Genomic DNA, 15,241 nt, shown 5'->3' on the forward strand with positions numbered 1-15,241 from the left:
CCAGCGCGCCAGGCCGACCACGGCCAGGATCTCTTCCGCCTTCTTCCGCCGCTCGCGGGCGGAGATGCCGCGCAGCTTGAGGCCGAATTCGACATTCTCGAACACGGTCTTGTTCGGCAGCAGGGCGAAGTGCTGGAACACCATCGACACGCGGGTGCGGCGGATGTCACGCAGATGCGCGGCGTCGGCCGCGACGACGTCGTCGCCGTCCAGCAGGATGCGGCCGGCGGTCGGCTCGATCAGCCGGTTGATGCAGCGGGCGAGGGTGGATTTGCCGGAGCCGGACAGCCCCATGATCATGTAGATCGCCCCGGCCGGCACCGACAGCGATACGTCGTTCAGGCCGACGACCTGCCCGGTTTCCGCCAGGACCTGTTCCTTCGTCGCGCCGGCGGCCAGCCGTTGCAGGGCCGGTTTGGGCGCGTCGGAAAAGACCTTGTACAGGTGCTCGACCCGAATTCGATCCGTCACTGTCACCACCCTGTCTGTGTGATGTCCGGTCGCCACCGCGCCAGCCATCCTTCTTTGGCCCCAGGGTATTGGGGCCGGTTTCCGGCCTCGCGTCTTCCGGCGTTGCGGGGGAAGGGGCCCACGGGACCTCCTATGAACAATAGCAAAGCCGTCGACGGCACACCCTTCATCGCAGGGGCGAGAAATCCGTTGGGATGAGGATGCGGTTCTCCAGCGTGTCCAGCGTCTCGGTCAGCTTCAGCAGGAAGGCCTGCCAGGCCGGGTCGGCGGCCAGGCGGTTGCGTCGTTCGGCCCGGTCGTTCAAATCGGCATAACCCCACAAATGCACGATCTGGTTCAGCGGACCGATATCGGTGTGGAAATAGCCGATCAGGTTGCCGAGGATCGGCTGCTGGATCGCCAGGCCCTCCTCGCGCACCAGCTGCAGGTAGCGGGACAGCTTGCCGGCCTTCACCCGGTAGATCCGTTCCTCGACGATCACGATGCCGCCTCCGCCGCCATCTCGGTGCGGACCGCCTTGGCGATGCGGAAGCATTCGACGCCGGCCGGCACGCCGCAATAGACCGCGATCTGGATCAGCGCCGCCCGCAGCTCGGCGTCGCTCAGCCCGTTGCGGATGGCGCCGCGGAAATGCACCTGGAATTCATGCATCCGGCCCAGCGCCGCGAGCATGCCGAGATTCAGCAGGCTGCGCTGGCGCAGGTCCAGGTCGTCATTGGTCCAGCACTGGCCCCAGCAATACTCGTTCAGCACATCCTGGAATGGCCGCGAGAAATCGTCGGCATTCTCCAGGGCGCGGTCGACATAGGCATCGCCGAGCACGGTGCGGCGGACGGTTTCGCCGCGGGCCCGGAGCGGTTCATCCATGGGAAGCCTCATCATCGACGGGAAGCAGGAAGTCACGCATCAGCCCGGCGACCAGGTCCGGCGCCTCGACCAGGATCGAGTGCCGCAGGCCGGGCAGGATGGCCAAGCGCGACCCGGCGATGCGCTCGTGCATGAGCTGCGCCATCCGTGGGTTCGACCCCTGGTCGTCAGCGCCGGTCGCGACCAGCGTCGGCTGGCGGATGCGGTGCAGCTCGTTGCCGAGGTCGGTCTCGGCCAGCACCCGGTAGGCGGCGGCGTAGCAGGCCGGATCATTGGCGGCGTTGCGTTCGCGCAGGCGGTGGATCAGCTCCGGATGGGCCGCCTGGAACGCTTCGGTCAGCCAGCGCCCGAGCGAGGCGTCGTAATGCGACCCGGCCTCGCCGCGCTCCAGCGCCGCCAGGCGGTCGCGCACCCGCTCGCGCTCGGCCTCGGTCCGCCCGGCGACAGTGCTCAGCAGCACCAGGCGCCGCACTCGGTCGCCATGGGTCAGCGCGGTGCGCTGGGCCACCAGCCCGCCGAGCGAGAAGCCGGCGAGGTCGAAGCGGCCGAAGCCCTCGCGATCCGCCAGCCCCAGGAGGTCACCGACGAAATCATCGATCTCGTAGCGCCCCGTCACCCGCTCCGACAGCCCATGCCCACGCAGGTCGAAGCGCAGGATGCGGAACTCGCCGGCCAGGGCGGCGACGACGCCGTCCCAGGCCTCAAGATACGACCCCACGCCATGGACGCAGACCAGGGCGCGGGGGCCGGTGCCGTCGACCCGATAGTTCAGCGCCACGCCCCACGCTTCCAGCCGCTGCAAGCCGGGCATCCCTCAGCCCGCCATGGCCAGCTTGGCCGCATCCGCCGCGCGCGACCGCGCCCGTTCGGCGAAGACCGGCATGACTTCGCGGCTGAACAGCGCCAGGGTCTTCTTCTGCAGCTCGAAGGGCAGGTTGAAGGACAGGCCCAGGCAGTACTGGTCGACGCCGGCCGCCTCATAGGGCAGCAGCTTCTCGATCACCTCGTCCGGCGTGCCGAACATCAGGTTCTCGCGCACGCTTTCCGGATTGTAGTTCGACCGGTTGGCCACGACCTCGAACGGCACCGCCTCGGGGAAGCCGTTGGTCACGGTGCCGACATTCTGGAACAGGTTCTCGAAATAGCGGCCGTAATCGACGCTGTGGCGGACCGGCACCTCCCAGTCCTCCGGCCGGTCATAGACGCAGGTCCGGCGCTGCATCATGAAGCGCGGCCGCGGCACCTCCGGATGGTCGGCGACGGCCTTGGCGAACTTGTCGCCCAGCACCGCGATCTCCGCCGCCGGCGCGGACAGCGGCGTCGACAGGATGTTGGCGCCGATGCCGATCGCCCAGTCGAAGGTGCCGGGGTCTCGGGCGGCGACCCAGATCGGCGGATGGCCCTTCTGCAGCGGCTTCGGCACCGACGTCGCCAGCGGGAACTTCCAGTACTTGCCCTCATGGGCATAGTCGCCGGCCCACAGCGCCTTCACCGCCGGCACGATCTCCTTGAGGTAGGCCACGCCCTCCTGCTGGATCATGCCGCCGGCCATGCGGTCGAACTCGTACTGGTACGAGCCGCGGGCGATGCCGAATTCCAGCCGGCCGCCGGTCAGCTGGTCGCACAGCGCCGCCTCGCCGGCCAGGCGGATCGGGTCCCAGTAGGGCGCGACCAGGGTGGCCGTGCCCAGTCGGATCTGGTCGGTGTGGTGGCCGTACCAGGCCAGCGTGGTGAACGGGTTCGGCGCGATGGTGCATTCGATGGTGTGGTGCTCGGCCGTCCACACGGTCTCGAACCCGCCGGCATCGGCCATCTTCACCAGCTCCAGCGTCTCGGCCATGACGGTCTGCATGTCCCGCGCTGGGCTGAAGCGCTCCATATTGATCGAAACGGCGAATTTCATCGGGTCGCTCTCCCCATGTCGGAAACTGTTGGCGCCGGTCAGCGCAGGCGGATGACGAACGGGTCCTGGGTCGCGCCGGAATGGTCGATGACGACGTTCTTCAGGCGCGAGAACTCCCGCATCACCTCGAAGCCGCCGCGGCGGCCGTAGCCGCTTTCCTTGAAGCCGCCATTCGGCGACATGTAGGCGGCGGAGCGGTAGGTGTTGATCCACACCGTCCCGGCATCGACGTTGCGGGCAAAGCGCAGGGCGCGGTCGATGTTCTGGGTCCAGATGCCGGCGGCCAGGCCGTAGCGGGTGTCGTTGGCCAGGCCGATCAGCTCGTCCTCGTCGTGGAACGGCGTGACGCCGACCACCGGGCCGAAGATCTCGTCGCGCATGAAGCGCATGTCGTTGCGGGCCTCGGCCAGCACCGTCGGCTCGTAGTACCAGCCTTGGGCCAGGTCATCGCGCTGCGGCCGGCGGCCGCCGACAGCCAGCCGGGCGCCATCGGCCACGCCGGTACCGACATAGGTCTCGACCTTGTCCAGCTGCGCCGCCAGGGCCAGCGGGCCGATCTCGGTATCCTCATGCTCGGGATGGCCGATGCGGATCTTGCGGGTCCGCTCCACCAGCGCCTCCAGGAACCGGTCGTAGACCCCGGCCTCGACGAAGCAGCGCGAGCCGGCGATGCAGGTCTGGCCCGCCGCGGCGAACACGCCGGCGACGACGCCGTTCACGGCCCGGTCGAGATCGACATCGCCGAACACGACATGCGGCGACTTGCCCCCCAGCTCCATCTGGCACGGCACCAGTTGGGCGGCGGCGTTGGCGGCGATGCGCTGGCCGGTCGCGGTGCTGCCGGTGAACACGATCTTGGCCAGGCCGGGATGCCGGGTCAACGCCTCGCCCGCGGTGTGGCCGTTGCCGGTCACGACATTGACCACGCCGGCCGGAAAGCCGGCTTCCATGATGATCTCGGCCAGGGCCAGGGTGGAGGCCGAGGTGTGCTCCGACGGCTTGATCACCACGGTGTTGCCGATGGCCAGGCACGGCGCCAGCGTGCCGGTCAGCAGCATCAGCGGCGAATTCCACGGCGTGATCATGCCGACCACGCCGATCGGCTCGCGCAGCGTGATGTTCAGCATATCCAGCTTGTTCACCGGAATGGTGTCGCCCTGCAGCTTGTCGGCCAGTCCGGCGAAATACTGGTAGGCGTCGGGCATGGCGCGCAGCTGGGCCAGCATCTCTCGCAGCAGCTTGCCGTTGTCGCGCATCTCGATCCGCGCCAGGTCGTCGGCATGCTCCAGCAGCAGCTCCGCCAGCCGGCGCACCAGCCGGCCGCGGTCGGTCTGGGTCATGCGGCGCCAGGCCGGGTCGACGAAGGCGGCCTGGGCGGCCCGGACGGCGGCATCGACATCCTCGGCGCCGGCATCGGCGGCTTCGTACCAGGCCTCACCGGTGGTCGGGTCGCAGCTCGGCAGGTACCGGCCGGATTGCGGGGCGACGGTTCGGCCGCCGATGAACAGGCCCAGCCGCGATCCTTCGATGGTCTGCACAGTTTGGGTCATCTCGATCTCGCCGGTCTGGATGAAAGGGGGCAGGATGGAAGGGGGATTACGGCTGCGCGGCTGTGTCGCTGGCCTGCCAGGGGCGGGTGTCGCCATCGATCATGGCCACCCGGCCGCCATCGCCGGAGTCGATGTAGATGCCGAAGCGGTCGGCGCTGCGTTCGCGCAGATAACGTCGCAGCATCGACCGGATCTCGCGGATCGGGATCAGGTCGAACGGGATGTCCTCGGCCGCGAAGAACCTGAGGTCCGGGGGCAGCGCCGCGGGCAAGCTGCCCTCGATCCGGCCGCGATAGATGATGTAGCCGGGGTCGCTGACGCCGACGTCGAACACCGAATAGAGGAAGGTGGCGTCGGCGCGCAGGGCCAGGGTGCCGAAATCGTCGAGGTCGACGACATTGTCGGCCCGGCGGTGGCGTGCCGTCGGCAGGGCCCAGCCGCCGCGGCCATCGGCGCGCAGCAGGATGCGGCCGTCATCCTCGATGAGGTAGCCGACCACCATCCGGTGCGACGGCGACCAGTCGGCCGGCAGCGGATTCTTGACCGCGGCGTAGCGGCCCCGGCAGAAGCCGAGCGGGGCCGACGCGCTGGTGCCGAAGGCCTGCACCCGCCCGATCAGCACGACATGGTCGCCGGCCTCGACCCGGTCGTGCACGCTGCAGTCGAACCAGGTCATGCAGTCGGTCAGCACCGGGGCGCCGGTGTGGATCGTGTCGTGCGACACCGCGCCGAACTTGTCCGGCGACTTGGACGCGAACAGCGACGACACGTCGGTCTGCGCCTCATGCAGCAGATTGACGGCGAAGGCGGGGGAGGCGTTGAAGGCCGGGAAGCTCGACGCGTTGCGGCTGACGCAGACCAGCAGCAGCGGCGGGTCGAGCGACACCGAGGTGAAGGAATTTGCCGTCATGCCGCGCGGCTGGCCCTCGGCATCCCAGGTGGTGATGACCGTCACCCCGGTCACGAAGGTCCCGAAGGCGCGACGCAGCTCGACCGCGTCGATCGGGCTATGACCGTTTTCCGCTGGGACTGACATCCGTGAAGCCTCCTCGATTTCGAGGAAGGCTATGGCCTGGGGACGGGGCGATCTTCCGTCAGTCGGGAGGAAGCGGTGGCGGAATGCTCCTATTCCCCGGAGCAAGCGGCTGGTCTCAATCCGCCGGGCCGCGCTCCTGCACCATCTTGTTCAGGCGGATGGCGAGTTCGAGCGAGAACCGCCGCTCCGGCGTGTCGATCTCGATGCCGAACAGATCGTGCATCCGCGTCAGGCGATAACGCAGCGTGGTGACGTGCAGCCCCATCGCATCGGCACAGGCCTGGGTGCGGCAGCCCTGGTCCAGGAACTGGGCCAGCGTCTCGATATAGGCCGTGCCGTGCTTCCGGTCGTGCCGCGCCACGGCGCCGATCGCGCCGTCGACGAAGCTTTTCACCTCATCGGTGTCGGCCGCCGACAGCAGCACCGGGAAGGGGCCGAAATCCTGGGCGGTCAGCAGGCCGCGGCGCTTGAACCGGCGCGCCAGCAGGATCATGCGCCGGCACTGCTCCCAGGCGGCGGGATAGTCGGCCAGGCCGCCGCAGACCTTGCTGACCACGACGATCGGGATCTCGTCCAGGATCCGCTTCGCCTCCTCGACGATCCGGCGCATCAGCTTGCGCGCCGCCTCCTCGCCGTCGCCGCCATCGGTGGATTGGCGATCGGTGGGCAGGCGGCAGACGATCAGATCGTCGAAGGCGACGGCGCTGGACTGCGGGTGTTGCTCCTGGGCGATGCGGGTCATCGAGCGATGCAGCTCGATCCCCGCCGTGGTCCCGGTCCGGCTGCCCGTGGGCAGGCCGATGGCGATCAGCCGTGCCGGCACCGCCAGGTCGAAGCCCAGCCGTAGCGCCCGTGCCGAGATGTCGGCGGCGTCGCGCCAGCGCTCCTCGACGATCTCGGAGAACAGGTCGGTCAGGGTCTGCGATTCCGCGCGGAAGCGGATGAAGCTGCGCATCATCTGGACGCTGAGCGCGAATTTGGCGCTGTCGAGCAGCAGGTGATCGAGATCGCCGAAATCGGTCGATCGCGGGAACACCATCAGGGCGCCCACCGCCTCGCGGTCGATGATCAGCGGCTCGATCAGCGCCGCCACCTTGAACCGCCCGGCGCCGTGGTCGAGCAGCAGGTCCCAGGCCTCCTCGCGCGGCATGTCCACCGCCGCCCGGGCCGCCTTCACCAGCGCCCGGCTGAGCGTGGTGCGGGCGGCAAGCTGCCAGGCCTCGTCGTCCAGCGTCTCGGGCCGCGGCGACCGGCCGGCGACGATCAGGTTGGCGGTCAGGTCGATCACCGCGATCGGGTTGGGGAACACCTCGCCGATCATCGCCGCGGCCGAGGCGACCGACCCGTCGGCCAGCACCTGTTCCATCAGCGATGCGTTGACCGCCAGCACGCTCTGCAGCCGCTCGCCCGAGAGATGCTCGGCCCGCAGCCGGTGCGCCTTGTCGACGGCGATGGCGCCGAGATGGACGATGGTGCCGAGGAAGGCGAGGTCGTCTTCCGTCACCTCGACCACGCTGCGGGACTGCACGGTCAGCACCATGGCGCGGCCCTCGGCGTCGCGGCAGCCCATCGGCAGCACGACGACGGTGCGGTAGCCGCGCTGATGCGCCTCCAGCCGATAGGCCGGGAATTCCTCGGACGCGAAGGCGTCGGCGATTACCACCGGCTCATTGCGGGTCAGGGCGATCAGCGACGGGCTGGTGGCCAGGGCCCAGCGGTTCTCCAGCACATTGGCGATCAGCGTCGGATCGTGGCGGGCCACGACATGGCCGTAGCCGTTCTCCTGATCGATGCACATCACCGCACCCATCGACCACATCGCGTGATGGCAGGCGGAATAGATCAGGTGGTGCAGCATCGTGCCGAGATCGCCGCTCGAGTTGATCAGGCTCGCGGCATCGCGAAGCGCACGCAGCAGCGATCGGTGGTCCAAGGGCAGGTGGCTCATGTCAGGGGCCGGTGTGGCAAGTCTCGCGCGGGGCTGCACCCGCACTCTACCCCCTGATGGTGGGGATTTCAGCGGACCTTTCCTCCGGTTCGTAGGAAGACGTTCCGAAAGCCGCTGCCTACCGTCCGGTCGCGCCACACCGGCAGATCCCCACAGCCACACGAGACCAAGCCATGACGCTCGAGATCCGCAAGATCGCCGCCCATGTCGAACAGACCTTCATCGAGGGCGGCAAGGCCGGCGCCCGGCCGGTGACGATGGCCGTGGTCGCTGCCGTGCTGCGCAACCCCTGGGCCGGTCGCGGCTTCGTCGAGGACCTGCGGCCGGAGGTGCTGGCGCTGGCGCCGCCGCTGGCCGATGCCCTGGTCGGGCGGCTGCTCGAGCTGATCCCGGCCGACCGGATCGAGGCCTATGGCAAGGCCGCGGTGGTCGGGCTGAACGGAGAGGTCGAGCACGCCTCGGCCCTGATCCACACGCTGCGCTTCGGCAATGTGTTCCGCGACGCCGTCGGCGGCACCACCTACCTGAACTTCAGCAACACCCGCGGGCCGGCCGGCATTTCCGTGACCGTGCCGATGACGCACAAATCGATCACCGGCGCCCGGTCGCATTTCATCACCGCCGACATCACCATCACCGATGCGCCCGGCGCCGATGAGGTGCTGGTGGCGATCGGCGCCGCCGATGGCGGCCGGCTGCACCCGCGCATCGCCGACCGCTTCCAGGACATGAAGGAAATGGGTCTGGCCTGACCGGGCCGAAGGGGCAGGGGCCGGCAATCGCTATCGCCAGGCGCCTGCCCAGCGGATGTCCGGCACCACCACCAGCTTGCCGACGAAGCCCTTGGCCATGAAATCGGCCTGGGCGCGGTGGAAGTCGGACAGGCGGTAGACGCCACCGACCAGGGGCTTGAGCTTGCCGTCCTCGATATACCGCACCAGCCGCCGGAACGCGCCACGCGTGCCCTGGGACGAGCCGTGCAGCTCGAGATGCTTCAGATACATCGTCCGCAAATCCAGCTGCACCACCGGCCCGGCGATGGCGCCGGCGGTGGTGTAGCGCCCCTCCGGCCGCAGGATGCGCAGCAGGTCGTTGAACATGGCACCGCCGACCAGGTCGGCGACGACGTCGATCGGCCACCCCTTGGTGGCGTGCTCCACCGCCGAGACCAGGTCGCCGGACTCGCGGGTGATCACCGCCTCGGCGCCGATCGCCAGCACTGCATCCTCCTTGCCGCGCCCGACCACGGCATAGGGGATGGCGCCGCGGGCCCGGCAGAGCTGGACGATGCCGGAGCCGACGCCGCCGGAGGCGCCGGTCACCAGAACCCGTTCGCCCGCCGCCACCCGGGCCCGATCCAGCATGTGTTCGCCGGTCAGGTAGGCGCAGCAGAAGGTGGCCAGTTCGACATCGGTCATCCCAGTGTCGACGCGATGGGCGTGGTCGGCCGGCACGGTCATGTAGTCGGCATAGCCGCCGTCGCGGCCATGGCCGATGTAGTCGATGTCGGCCAGGCTGTCGTCGTCGCGGTTGTAGATGCTGAAATCGACCATCACCCGCTCGCCGACCCGCCCGGCGGGGACGCCCGGGCCGACCGCGGCGATGCGGCCGACCGCGTCGGTGCCCTGGATCCGCGGGAAGGTCAGGGTCGATCGCTCGCCGCGGCCGCGCCAGCTGGACACTGCGGCCGGATCCGCTTCGGTGCCATAGGCGCCTTCGCGGACCCAGACATCGGTGTTGTTCATGCCGCAGGCCGAGACCTCGATCAGCACCTCGCCTTCCGCCGGCTTCGGCACCGGCACGTCGGCGCGATGGACCAGCCTGTCCGGCCCGCCATGGCCGGTCAGGACCACGGCATGCATGGTGGCGGGGATGGTTTCGGTGGTCATGGATCCCTCCCGTTCACAGCTCTTTGGACACCGCCTCGACCGCGCCGGCCACGGCCTTGACCACGATGTCGGCTTCGTCGCGGGTCAGGCACAGCGGCGGGGCGAGGCCCAGGATGTCGCCCTGGGGCATGGCCCGGGTGATGACGCCGCGGGCCAGCGTCGCCGCATAGACCCGCGGGCCGATCTTCAGCGCCGGCTCGAACGACACCCGGTCGTCCTTGTCGGCGGAGAATTCCACCGCCGCCGCGAGGCCTTCGCCGCGGATATCGCCGACAATGCGCTGGCCGGCCAGGGCATCCGCAAGGGACTGCCGGAAATAGGCACCGGTCTCCCGTGCGTTCTCGACCAGGCCCAGGCTGTCAACCAGCTCCAGGTTGGCGACCGCGGCGGCGGTGCACAGCGGATGCGAGGAATAGGTCCAGCCATGGCCGATGGCGCCGAGCGAGTCGGAGCCCTTCTCCAGGATCTTCCAGACCTTCTCCGACACGATCACGCCGGACAGCGGGGCGTAGGCCGAGGTCAGGCCCTTGGCGATGGTGATCAGGTCCGGCTTGATGCCGTAATGGTCCGACCCGAACATCGAGCCGAGGCGGCCGAAACCGGTGATGACCTCGTCGGCAATCAGCAGCACGTCGTATTTGGCCAGGACCGCCTGGATCTTCTCCCAATAACCGGCCGGCGGCGGCACCAGCCCGCCGGTGCCGAGGATCGGCTCGCCGATGAAGGCGGCCACCGTCTCCGGCCCCTCAGCCAGGATCATTTCCTCAAGCTTGTCGGCGCAATGTTGCGAGAACTGATCCTCGCTCAGCGACCGGTCCTGGCGGCCGTAGTAGTAGGGGGCTTCGGTGTGCCGCACCTGGGTCAGCGGCAGGTCGAAGGCCTTGTGGAACACCTCCAGCCCGGTCAGGCTGCCGGTCATCAGGCCGGAGCCGTGATAGCCGCGCCAGCGCGAGATGATCTTCTTCTTCTCCGGCCGCCCCAGCACGTTGTTGACGTACCAGACTAGCTTGATGTTGGTCTCGTTGGCGTCGGAGCCGGACAGGCCGAAGAACACCCGCGACATGCCGGCAGGCGCCCGGTCGATGATCATCTTGGCCAGCTTGATCGACGGCTCGCTGCCATGGCCGACATAGGCGTGGTAATAGGCCAGCTTCTGCGCCTGCTCGGCGATCGCGTCGGCGATCTCACGCCGGCCGTAGCCGACATTGACGCAGTACAGGCCGGCGAAGGCATCCAGGCTGCGCTTGCCGTCGCGGTCGGTGATGTAGACGCCTTCGCCGCCGGTGATGATCCGGTTCGGCGTCTCGCCCCGGGCATGGGCCGCCATATGGGTCGAGGGATGGAAGAAATGATCGCGATCCCAGGCGTCGAGTTCGTTGCCGCGAAGGGCCATCGGAAGTCTCCTTGGTAAAAGGGGCGGGCGCTTACGCCGCGTCGAGGCAGAGGTATTTGAGCTCGGTGAAGGCCTCGATGCCGTGGCGCGAGCCTTCGCGGCCGAGACCGGACTGCTTGGTGCCGCCGAACGGGATCGGGGCGCCGGTGATCTTCACCCGGTTGATCGCGACCATGCCGTAGTCCAGCGCCCGGCCCAGCCGCAGCATGCGGGCGCCATCGCGGGTGACGGCATAGGCGACCAGGCCGTATTCGGTGTCGTTGGCGCGGGCGACGACCTCGTCCTCGCTGTCGAACGGCACGACGGCAGCGACCGGGGCAAAGGTCTCCTCGCGCATGATCGCGGCGCCATCCGGCACGTCGGCCAGCACGGTCGGGGCGAAGAACAGCGGGCCGGCGGCATGGACACCGCCGCCGGTCAGGCAGCGGGCGCCCTGCGCCACGGCGTCCTGCACCTGGGACGCCGCCTTGGCCACGGCCCGGTCATGCATCAGCGGCCCGATCTCGGTCTCAGGGTCGAGGCCGTTGCCGACCTTGAGCGTGCCCACCCGTGCGGCGAAGGCCTGGCAGAAGGCGGCATAGATCGGCCGCTCGACATAGATCCGGTTGGCGGCCAGGCAATCCTGGCCGGAGGTGGCGAATTTCGCATCGACCGCGATCGACACGGCACGCTCGAGATCGGCATCGGCGAAGACGATCAGCGGCGCGTGGCCGCCCAGCTCCAGCTGCAGCCGCTTGATCGTCGGGGCGCAGCGTTCGGCGATCAGCCGGCCGATCTCGGTCGACCCGGTGAAGCTCACCGCCCGCACCCGCTTGTCGGCGCACAGGCGGCCGACGATCGGCTCCGGGTCGCCGGTGACGACGTTGAACACGCCGGCCGGAATGCCCGCCCGCTCTGCCAGCTCAGCCAGGGCCAGGGCGGACAGCGGCGTCTGCGACGATGGGTGCGCCACCACGGTGCAGCCGGCGGCCAGGGCGGCCGCGGCCTTGCGGGTCAGCATGGCGCAGGGGAAGTTCCAGGGGGTGGCGACGCCGACCACGCCCAGCGGCTCGCGCCGCACCATCATCTCGGCGCCCGCGAGGTGGCTGGTGACGGATTCGACGTTCAGGCGCTTCGCCTCCTCGGCATACCACTCGACGAAGCCGGCGCCGTAATCGATCTCGCCGCGCGATTCCGCCAGCGGCTTGCCCTGCTCCAGCGTCATCAGCAGGGCCAGATCTTCCTTCGCTGCCAGGATGCGATCGAACCAGTTGCGCAGCCGGGCGGAACGCTCCTGCGGCAGCAGCGCCCGCCAGGCGGGGAAGGCGGCCTGGGCGGCGGCGATGGCACGGTCCGTCTCCGCCGCACCCAGCCGGGCCACCCGGGCGACGGCGATGCCGGTCGCGGGATCGTTGACCTCGAACACGGCGCCGCTCGGGGCCGCGGTCCAGCGGCCGTCGACATAGGCCGGCTCGCGCAGCAGCCGGCGGTCGGTCAGGCGGCCCAGCGCCTCATGCTGGCTGGGCCGGGTGGCGAGGGCGGTCATTGGCTGAGCCTCCGTCAAGGGCGAGGCCGCCAGGGTAGGGGCGGAGCCGGGGAGAAGGAGGCTGTTTGCGGGGTTGGAGGGAGACGATGTCTCTCAAAAGGGGTTGGATGGTGGAGATTTTCTCCGGTGCCCTTCTTAAACTGTCATTGCCGGGCTTGACCCGGCAATCCAGAAGATGTCGACAGCCTCTGGATGCCCGGATCAAGTCCGGGCATGACAGAATTCAAGAATCAGGAAGTGGTGCCGTCCGCCCCCGCCAGCACCTCGATCGGCACGGCGACATCGTCCTTCACGGTGCGGGTGACGATGTAGGTGAAATAGCGGTCGATGCCGATCTCGCTTTCCAGCAGCCGGTCGATCAACCGCTGGTAGCCGTCGATGTCGCGGGCGACGATCTTCAGGAGATAGTCGATGCCGCCGCCCAGCGACCAGCAGCCGACCACCTCCGGCACCGCCTTCACCGCGCGCTCGAACCGGTCGAAATCGGCTTGGCGGTGGGCGCCCAGCGTGATCTCGACGAACACCATGGCGAAGGGCGCAATCCGGCGCAGCGCGATGCGGGCGTGGTAGCCGGTGATGATGCCCTCCTGCTGCAGCCGGTGCAGCCGGGTCCAGCACGGCGTCGGCGACAGCCCGACCCGCTCGGCGAGGGCGAGTTTGGTGATGCGACCGTCGCGCTGGATCTCGGCGAGGATGCGCAAATCGATCGGGTCGAGCTTCACGGAAGACATGGCGGAGACCATGCCGGGTCGGGATTCCGGTTGTCAATTGAACTGATCCTGGACCACAGTCCAATCATGACAATCTGGCAACCCGATCCCGACACCCTGCGCCGGCCCGCCTATCTGTCCCTGGCCGACCAGATCGCGCGCGCCATCGCCGACGGGCGGCTGCAGCCGGGCGAAAGGCTGGCGACGCACCGGCAGATGGCGGAGACGCTGGACCTGTCGGTGCAGACCGTCAGTCGCGCCTATGAAGACTTGATCCGCCGCGGCCTGATCTCCGGCGAGACCGGGCGCGGCACCTTCATCCGGCCGCCGCAGCGTGAGCCGGCGCCGCCCTATATCCCGGAGCGGCTGAGCGAGGTGATCGACCTGTCGATCCTGAAGCCGGTGGTGTGCGAGACCAGGCATATCGAGGCGATGAAGGCGGCGCTGCACGATCTGGCCGACACGCTGCCGCCCTCCGCCGTGCTGTCCTTCCGGCCGAACATGCTGTTCGCCCGGCACCGCCGGGTGGGCCAGGACTGGCTGCGCGACCATTGCGGGGTGGAGGCCACGCCCGGCACCATCCACCTGACCAACGGTGCCACCTCGGGCATGACCATTGCCCTGATGGCCGCGGCGCCGCCGGGATCGACCGTGGTGACCGAGGCGGTGGGCCATCACACGCTGGTGCCGCTGGCCGCGTATCTCGGCCTGCGGCTGCAAGGCCTGGCGATCGACCCGGAGGGCGTGATCCCGGACGCGCTGGACGAGGCCTGCCGCGAGGGCGATGTCCGTGCCCTGTTCGTCATGCCGAACCCGATCAATGCCACCGCCAGCCTGATGGGCGCGGCGCGGCGGGCGGAGATCGTCGCGGTGGCGCGGCGCCACGGGCTGCAGATCATCGAAAACGACGTGCTGGCGCCACTGCTGAGCGAACGCCTGCCGCCCCTGGCGGCCCTGGCGCCGGAGCGGACGCTGTACGTCACCACCTTCACCAAATGCGTGATGCCGGGGCTGCGGGCCGGCTATCTCGTCGTGCCCGACCGGCTGTGCCCGGCCGTCGCCAACCGCAGCCTGGTGACCAGCTGGATGGCGACGGGACTGGTCGCCGAACTGGCCGCCCGCTGGGTCGAGACCGGCACGGCGGCGGAGCTGGTGCGCTGGCAGAACACGGCGATCCGCGGCCGCCAGGCGATCGCGGCGGAACTGCTGGCCGGCATCCCCCACCGGGCGCATCCGGAAGGGCTGCATGTCTGGCTGCCCCTGGGCGAGGGCCGGTCGGAGGAGGAGTTCGTGTCGCATGCACGGCTGCAGGGCGTGGCCATCGCGCCCGGTGCGTCCTTCGCCATCGACGGCCGGCCGACCCGGCCGGCGGTGCGCATCTCGGTCGGCTCGACCACGCCGGAACAGCTGCGTGACGGCCTCAAGATCGTGGTCAACCTGATGCAGGGCGAACCGGAGCCGGTGCTTCTCGCGATGTAGAAACAGGCATGGCCGTGCCTAACAAATCATCACGAATGCAAAATTGTACTGATTTGTTTTTCCATTTGACATGATTTTGTCTCCCTCCCATCGTGACGGCAACTCGAGGCCGTCGCCGCAACAGGGAGAGCGACTTGCCAGATCTCAAAGCATCCGATCCATGCATCAGCGTCGAAGGCGTGACCAAGCGCTTCGGCCCGCTGACCGTGCTGAACGACCTGTCCTTCACCGTGAAGCCTGGTGAGAAGCTGGCGCTGATCGGCCCGTCCGGCTCCGGCAAGACCACCATCCTGCGCATCCTGATGACGCTGGAGGAGATCAACGGCGGCCATATCCGCATCGAGGGCGAACAGCTGTTCCACATGCCTGGGAAGGGCGGGCTGGTGACAGCCGATGAGCGCCATCTGCACAAGATGCGCGCCAAGATCGGCATGGTGTTCCAGCTGTTCAACCTGTTCCCGCACAAATGC

The 15,241-nt window shown here is 68.8% G+C and carries 15 protein-coding genes; 3 read left to right on the plus strand and 12 right to left on the minus strand.

Features of this window, described 5'->3' with window-relative positions; genetic code table 11:
- The 8 genes from AC3XYG_RS13455 to AC3XYG_RS13490 form a co-directional block, all read right to left on the minus strand.
- Positions 1–471: ATP-binding cassette domain-containing protein (locus tag AC3XYG_RS13455; RefSeq protein ID WP_489140346.1), on the minus strand; the 471-nt coding region annotated here is incomplete at its 3' end.
- 166 nt (positions 472–637) lie between these two features.
- Positions 638–952 (minus strand): NIPSNAP family protein, encoded by a 315-nt coding sequence (locus AC3XYG_RS13460; RefSeq protein ID WP_489140347.1) that lies wholly within the window; start codon positions 950–952, stop codon positions 638–640.
- Complete coding sequence (locus AC3XYG_RS13465; RefSeq protein WP_489140348.1) at positions 949–1,338, minus strand: carboxymuconolactone decarboxylase family protein; 390 nt, start codon at positions 1,336–1,338, stop codon at positions 949–951. Before AC3XYG_RS13465 ends, AC3XYG_RS13460 begins: the two co-directional genes overlap by 4 nt.
- On the minus strand, positions 1,331–2,149 hold the full coding sequence (locus AC3XYG_RS13470; RefSeq protein ID WP_489140349.1) for an alpha/beta fold hydrolase: 819 nt from the start codon (positions 2,147–2,149) through the stop codon (positions 1,331–1,333). The genes AC3XYG_RS13465 and AC3XYG_RS13470 overlap by 8 nt, the downstream gene beginning before the upstream one ends.
- Positions 2,150–2,152: 3 nt before the next feature.
- Positions 2,153–3,241, minus strand: coding sequence for an LLM class flavin-dependent oxidoreductase (locus AC3XYG_RS13475; protein ID WP_489140350.1), 1,089 nt, complete (start codon positions 3,239–3,241; stop codon positions 2,153–2,155).
- Between the two features lie 38 nt (positions 3,242–3,279).
- Positions 3,280–4,791: an aldehyde dehydrogenase gene (locus AC3XYG_RS13480; RefSeq protein WP_489140351.1), complete on the minus strand. Its 1,512-nt coding sequence runs from the start codon at positions 4,789–4,791 to the stop codon at positions 3,280–3,282.
- Between the two features lie 46 nt (positions 4,792–4,837).
- Positions 4,838–5,827: a flavin reductase gene (locus AC3XYG_RS13485; RefSeq protein ID WP_489140352.1), complete on the minus strand. Its 990-nt coding sequence runs from the start codon at positions 5,825–5,827 to the stop codon at positions 4,838–4,840.
- Between the two features lie 115 nt (positions 5,828–5,942).
- Entirely contained in the window at positions 5,943–7,775 is a 1,833-nt protein-coding gene (locus AC3XYG_RS13490; protein ID WP_489140353.1) for a helix-turn-helix domain-containing protein, read from the minus strand.
- 173 nt (positions 7,776–7,948) lie between these two features.
- Between AC3XYG_RS13490 and AC3XYG_RS13495 the strand changes: the two genes are divergently transcribed.
- A complete protein-coding gene (locus AC3XYG_RS13495) occupies positions 7,949–8,527 on the plus strand; it encodes an amino acid synthesis family protein (RefSeq protein WP_489140354.1) in 579 nt (192 codons plus the stop codon).
- A 30-nt stretch (positions 8,528–8,557) separates the two neighbouring features.
- Here the strand turns inward: AC3XYG_RS13495 and AC3XYG_RS13500 are convergent, their stop codons facing one another.
- The 4 genes from AC3XYG_RS13500 to AC3XYG_RS13515 form a co-directional block, all read right to left on the minus strand.
- Positions 8,558–9,664, minus strand: a complete 1,107-nt coding sequence (locus AC3XYG_RS13500; protein ID WP_489140355.1) for an alcohol dehydrogenase family protein — start codon at positions 9,662–9,664, stop codon at positions 8,558–8,560.
- Positions 9,665–9,677: 13 nt separating this feature from the next.
- Positions 9,678–11,057 (minus strand): aspartate aminotransferase family protein, encoded by a 1,380-nt coding sequence (locus AC3XYG_RS13505; RefSeq protein WP_489140356.1) that lies wholly within the window; start codon positions 11,055–11,057, stop codon positions 9,678–9,680.
- 31 nt (positions 11,058–11,088) lie between these two features.
- Positions 11,089–12,582 carry an NAD-dependent succinate-semialdehyde dehydrogenase gene (locus tag AC3XYG_RS13510; protein WP_489140357.1) on the minus strand — a complete coding sequence of 498 codons (1,494 nt, stop codon included), beginning with the start codon at positions 12,580–12,582 and terminating at the stop codon, positions 11,089–11,091.
- A gap of 230 nt (positions 12,583–12,812) precedes the next feature.
- Positions 12,813–13,313: an Lrp/AsnC family transcriptional regulator gene (locus AC3XYG_RS13515; protein ID WP_489140358.1), complete on the minus strand. Its 501-nt coding sequence runs from the start codon at positions 13,311–13,313 to the stop codon at positions 12,813–12,815.
- A gap of 66 nt (positions 13,314–13,379) precedes the next feature.
- Between AC3XYG_RS13515 and ehuR the strand changes: the two genes are divergently transcribed.
- Together ehuR and AC3XYG_RS13525 are read left to right on the plus strand one after the other, a co-directional pair.
- Positions 13,380–14,771 carry a MocR-like ectoine utilization transcription factor EhuR gene (gene ehuR / locus AC3XYG_RS13520; protein WP_489140359.1) on the plus strand — a complete coding sequence of 464 codons (1,392 nt, stop codon included), beginning with the start codon at positions 13,380–13,382 and terminating at the stop codon, positions 14,769–14,771.
- Between the two features lie 134 nt (positions 14,772–14,905).
- On the plus strand, positions 14,906–15,241 hold a 336-nt coding region (locus AC3XYG_RS13525; protein WP_489140360.1), incomplete at its 3' end, for an ATP-binding cassette domain-containing protein.

This window comes from Inquilinus sp. (assembly GCF_057815775.1).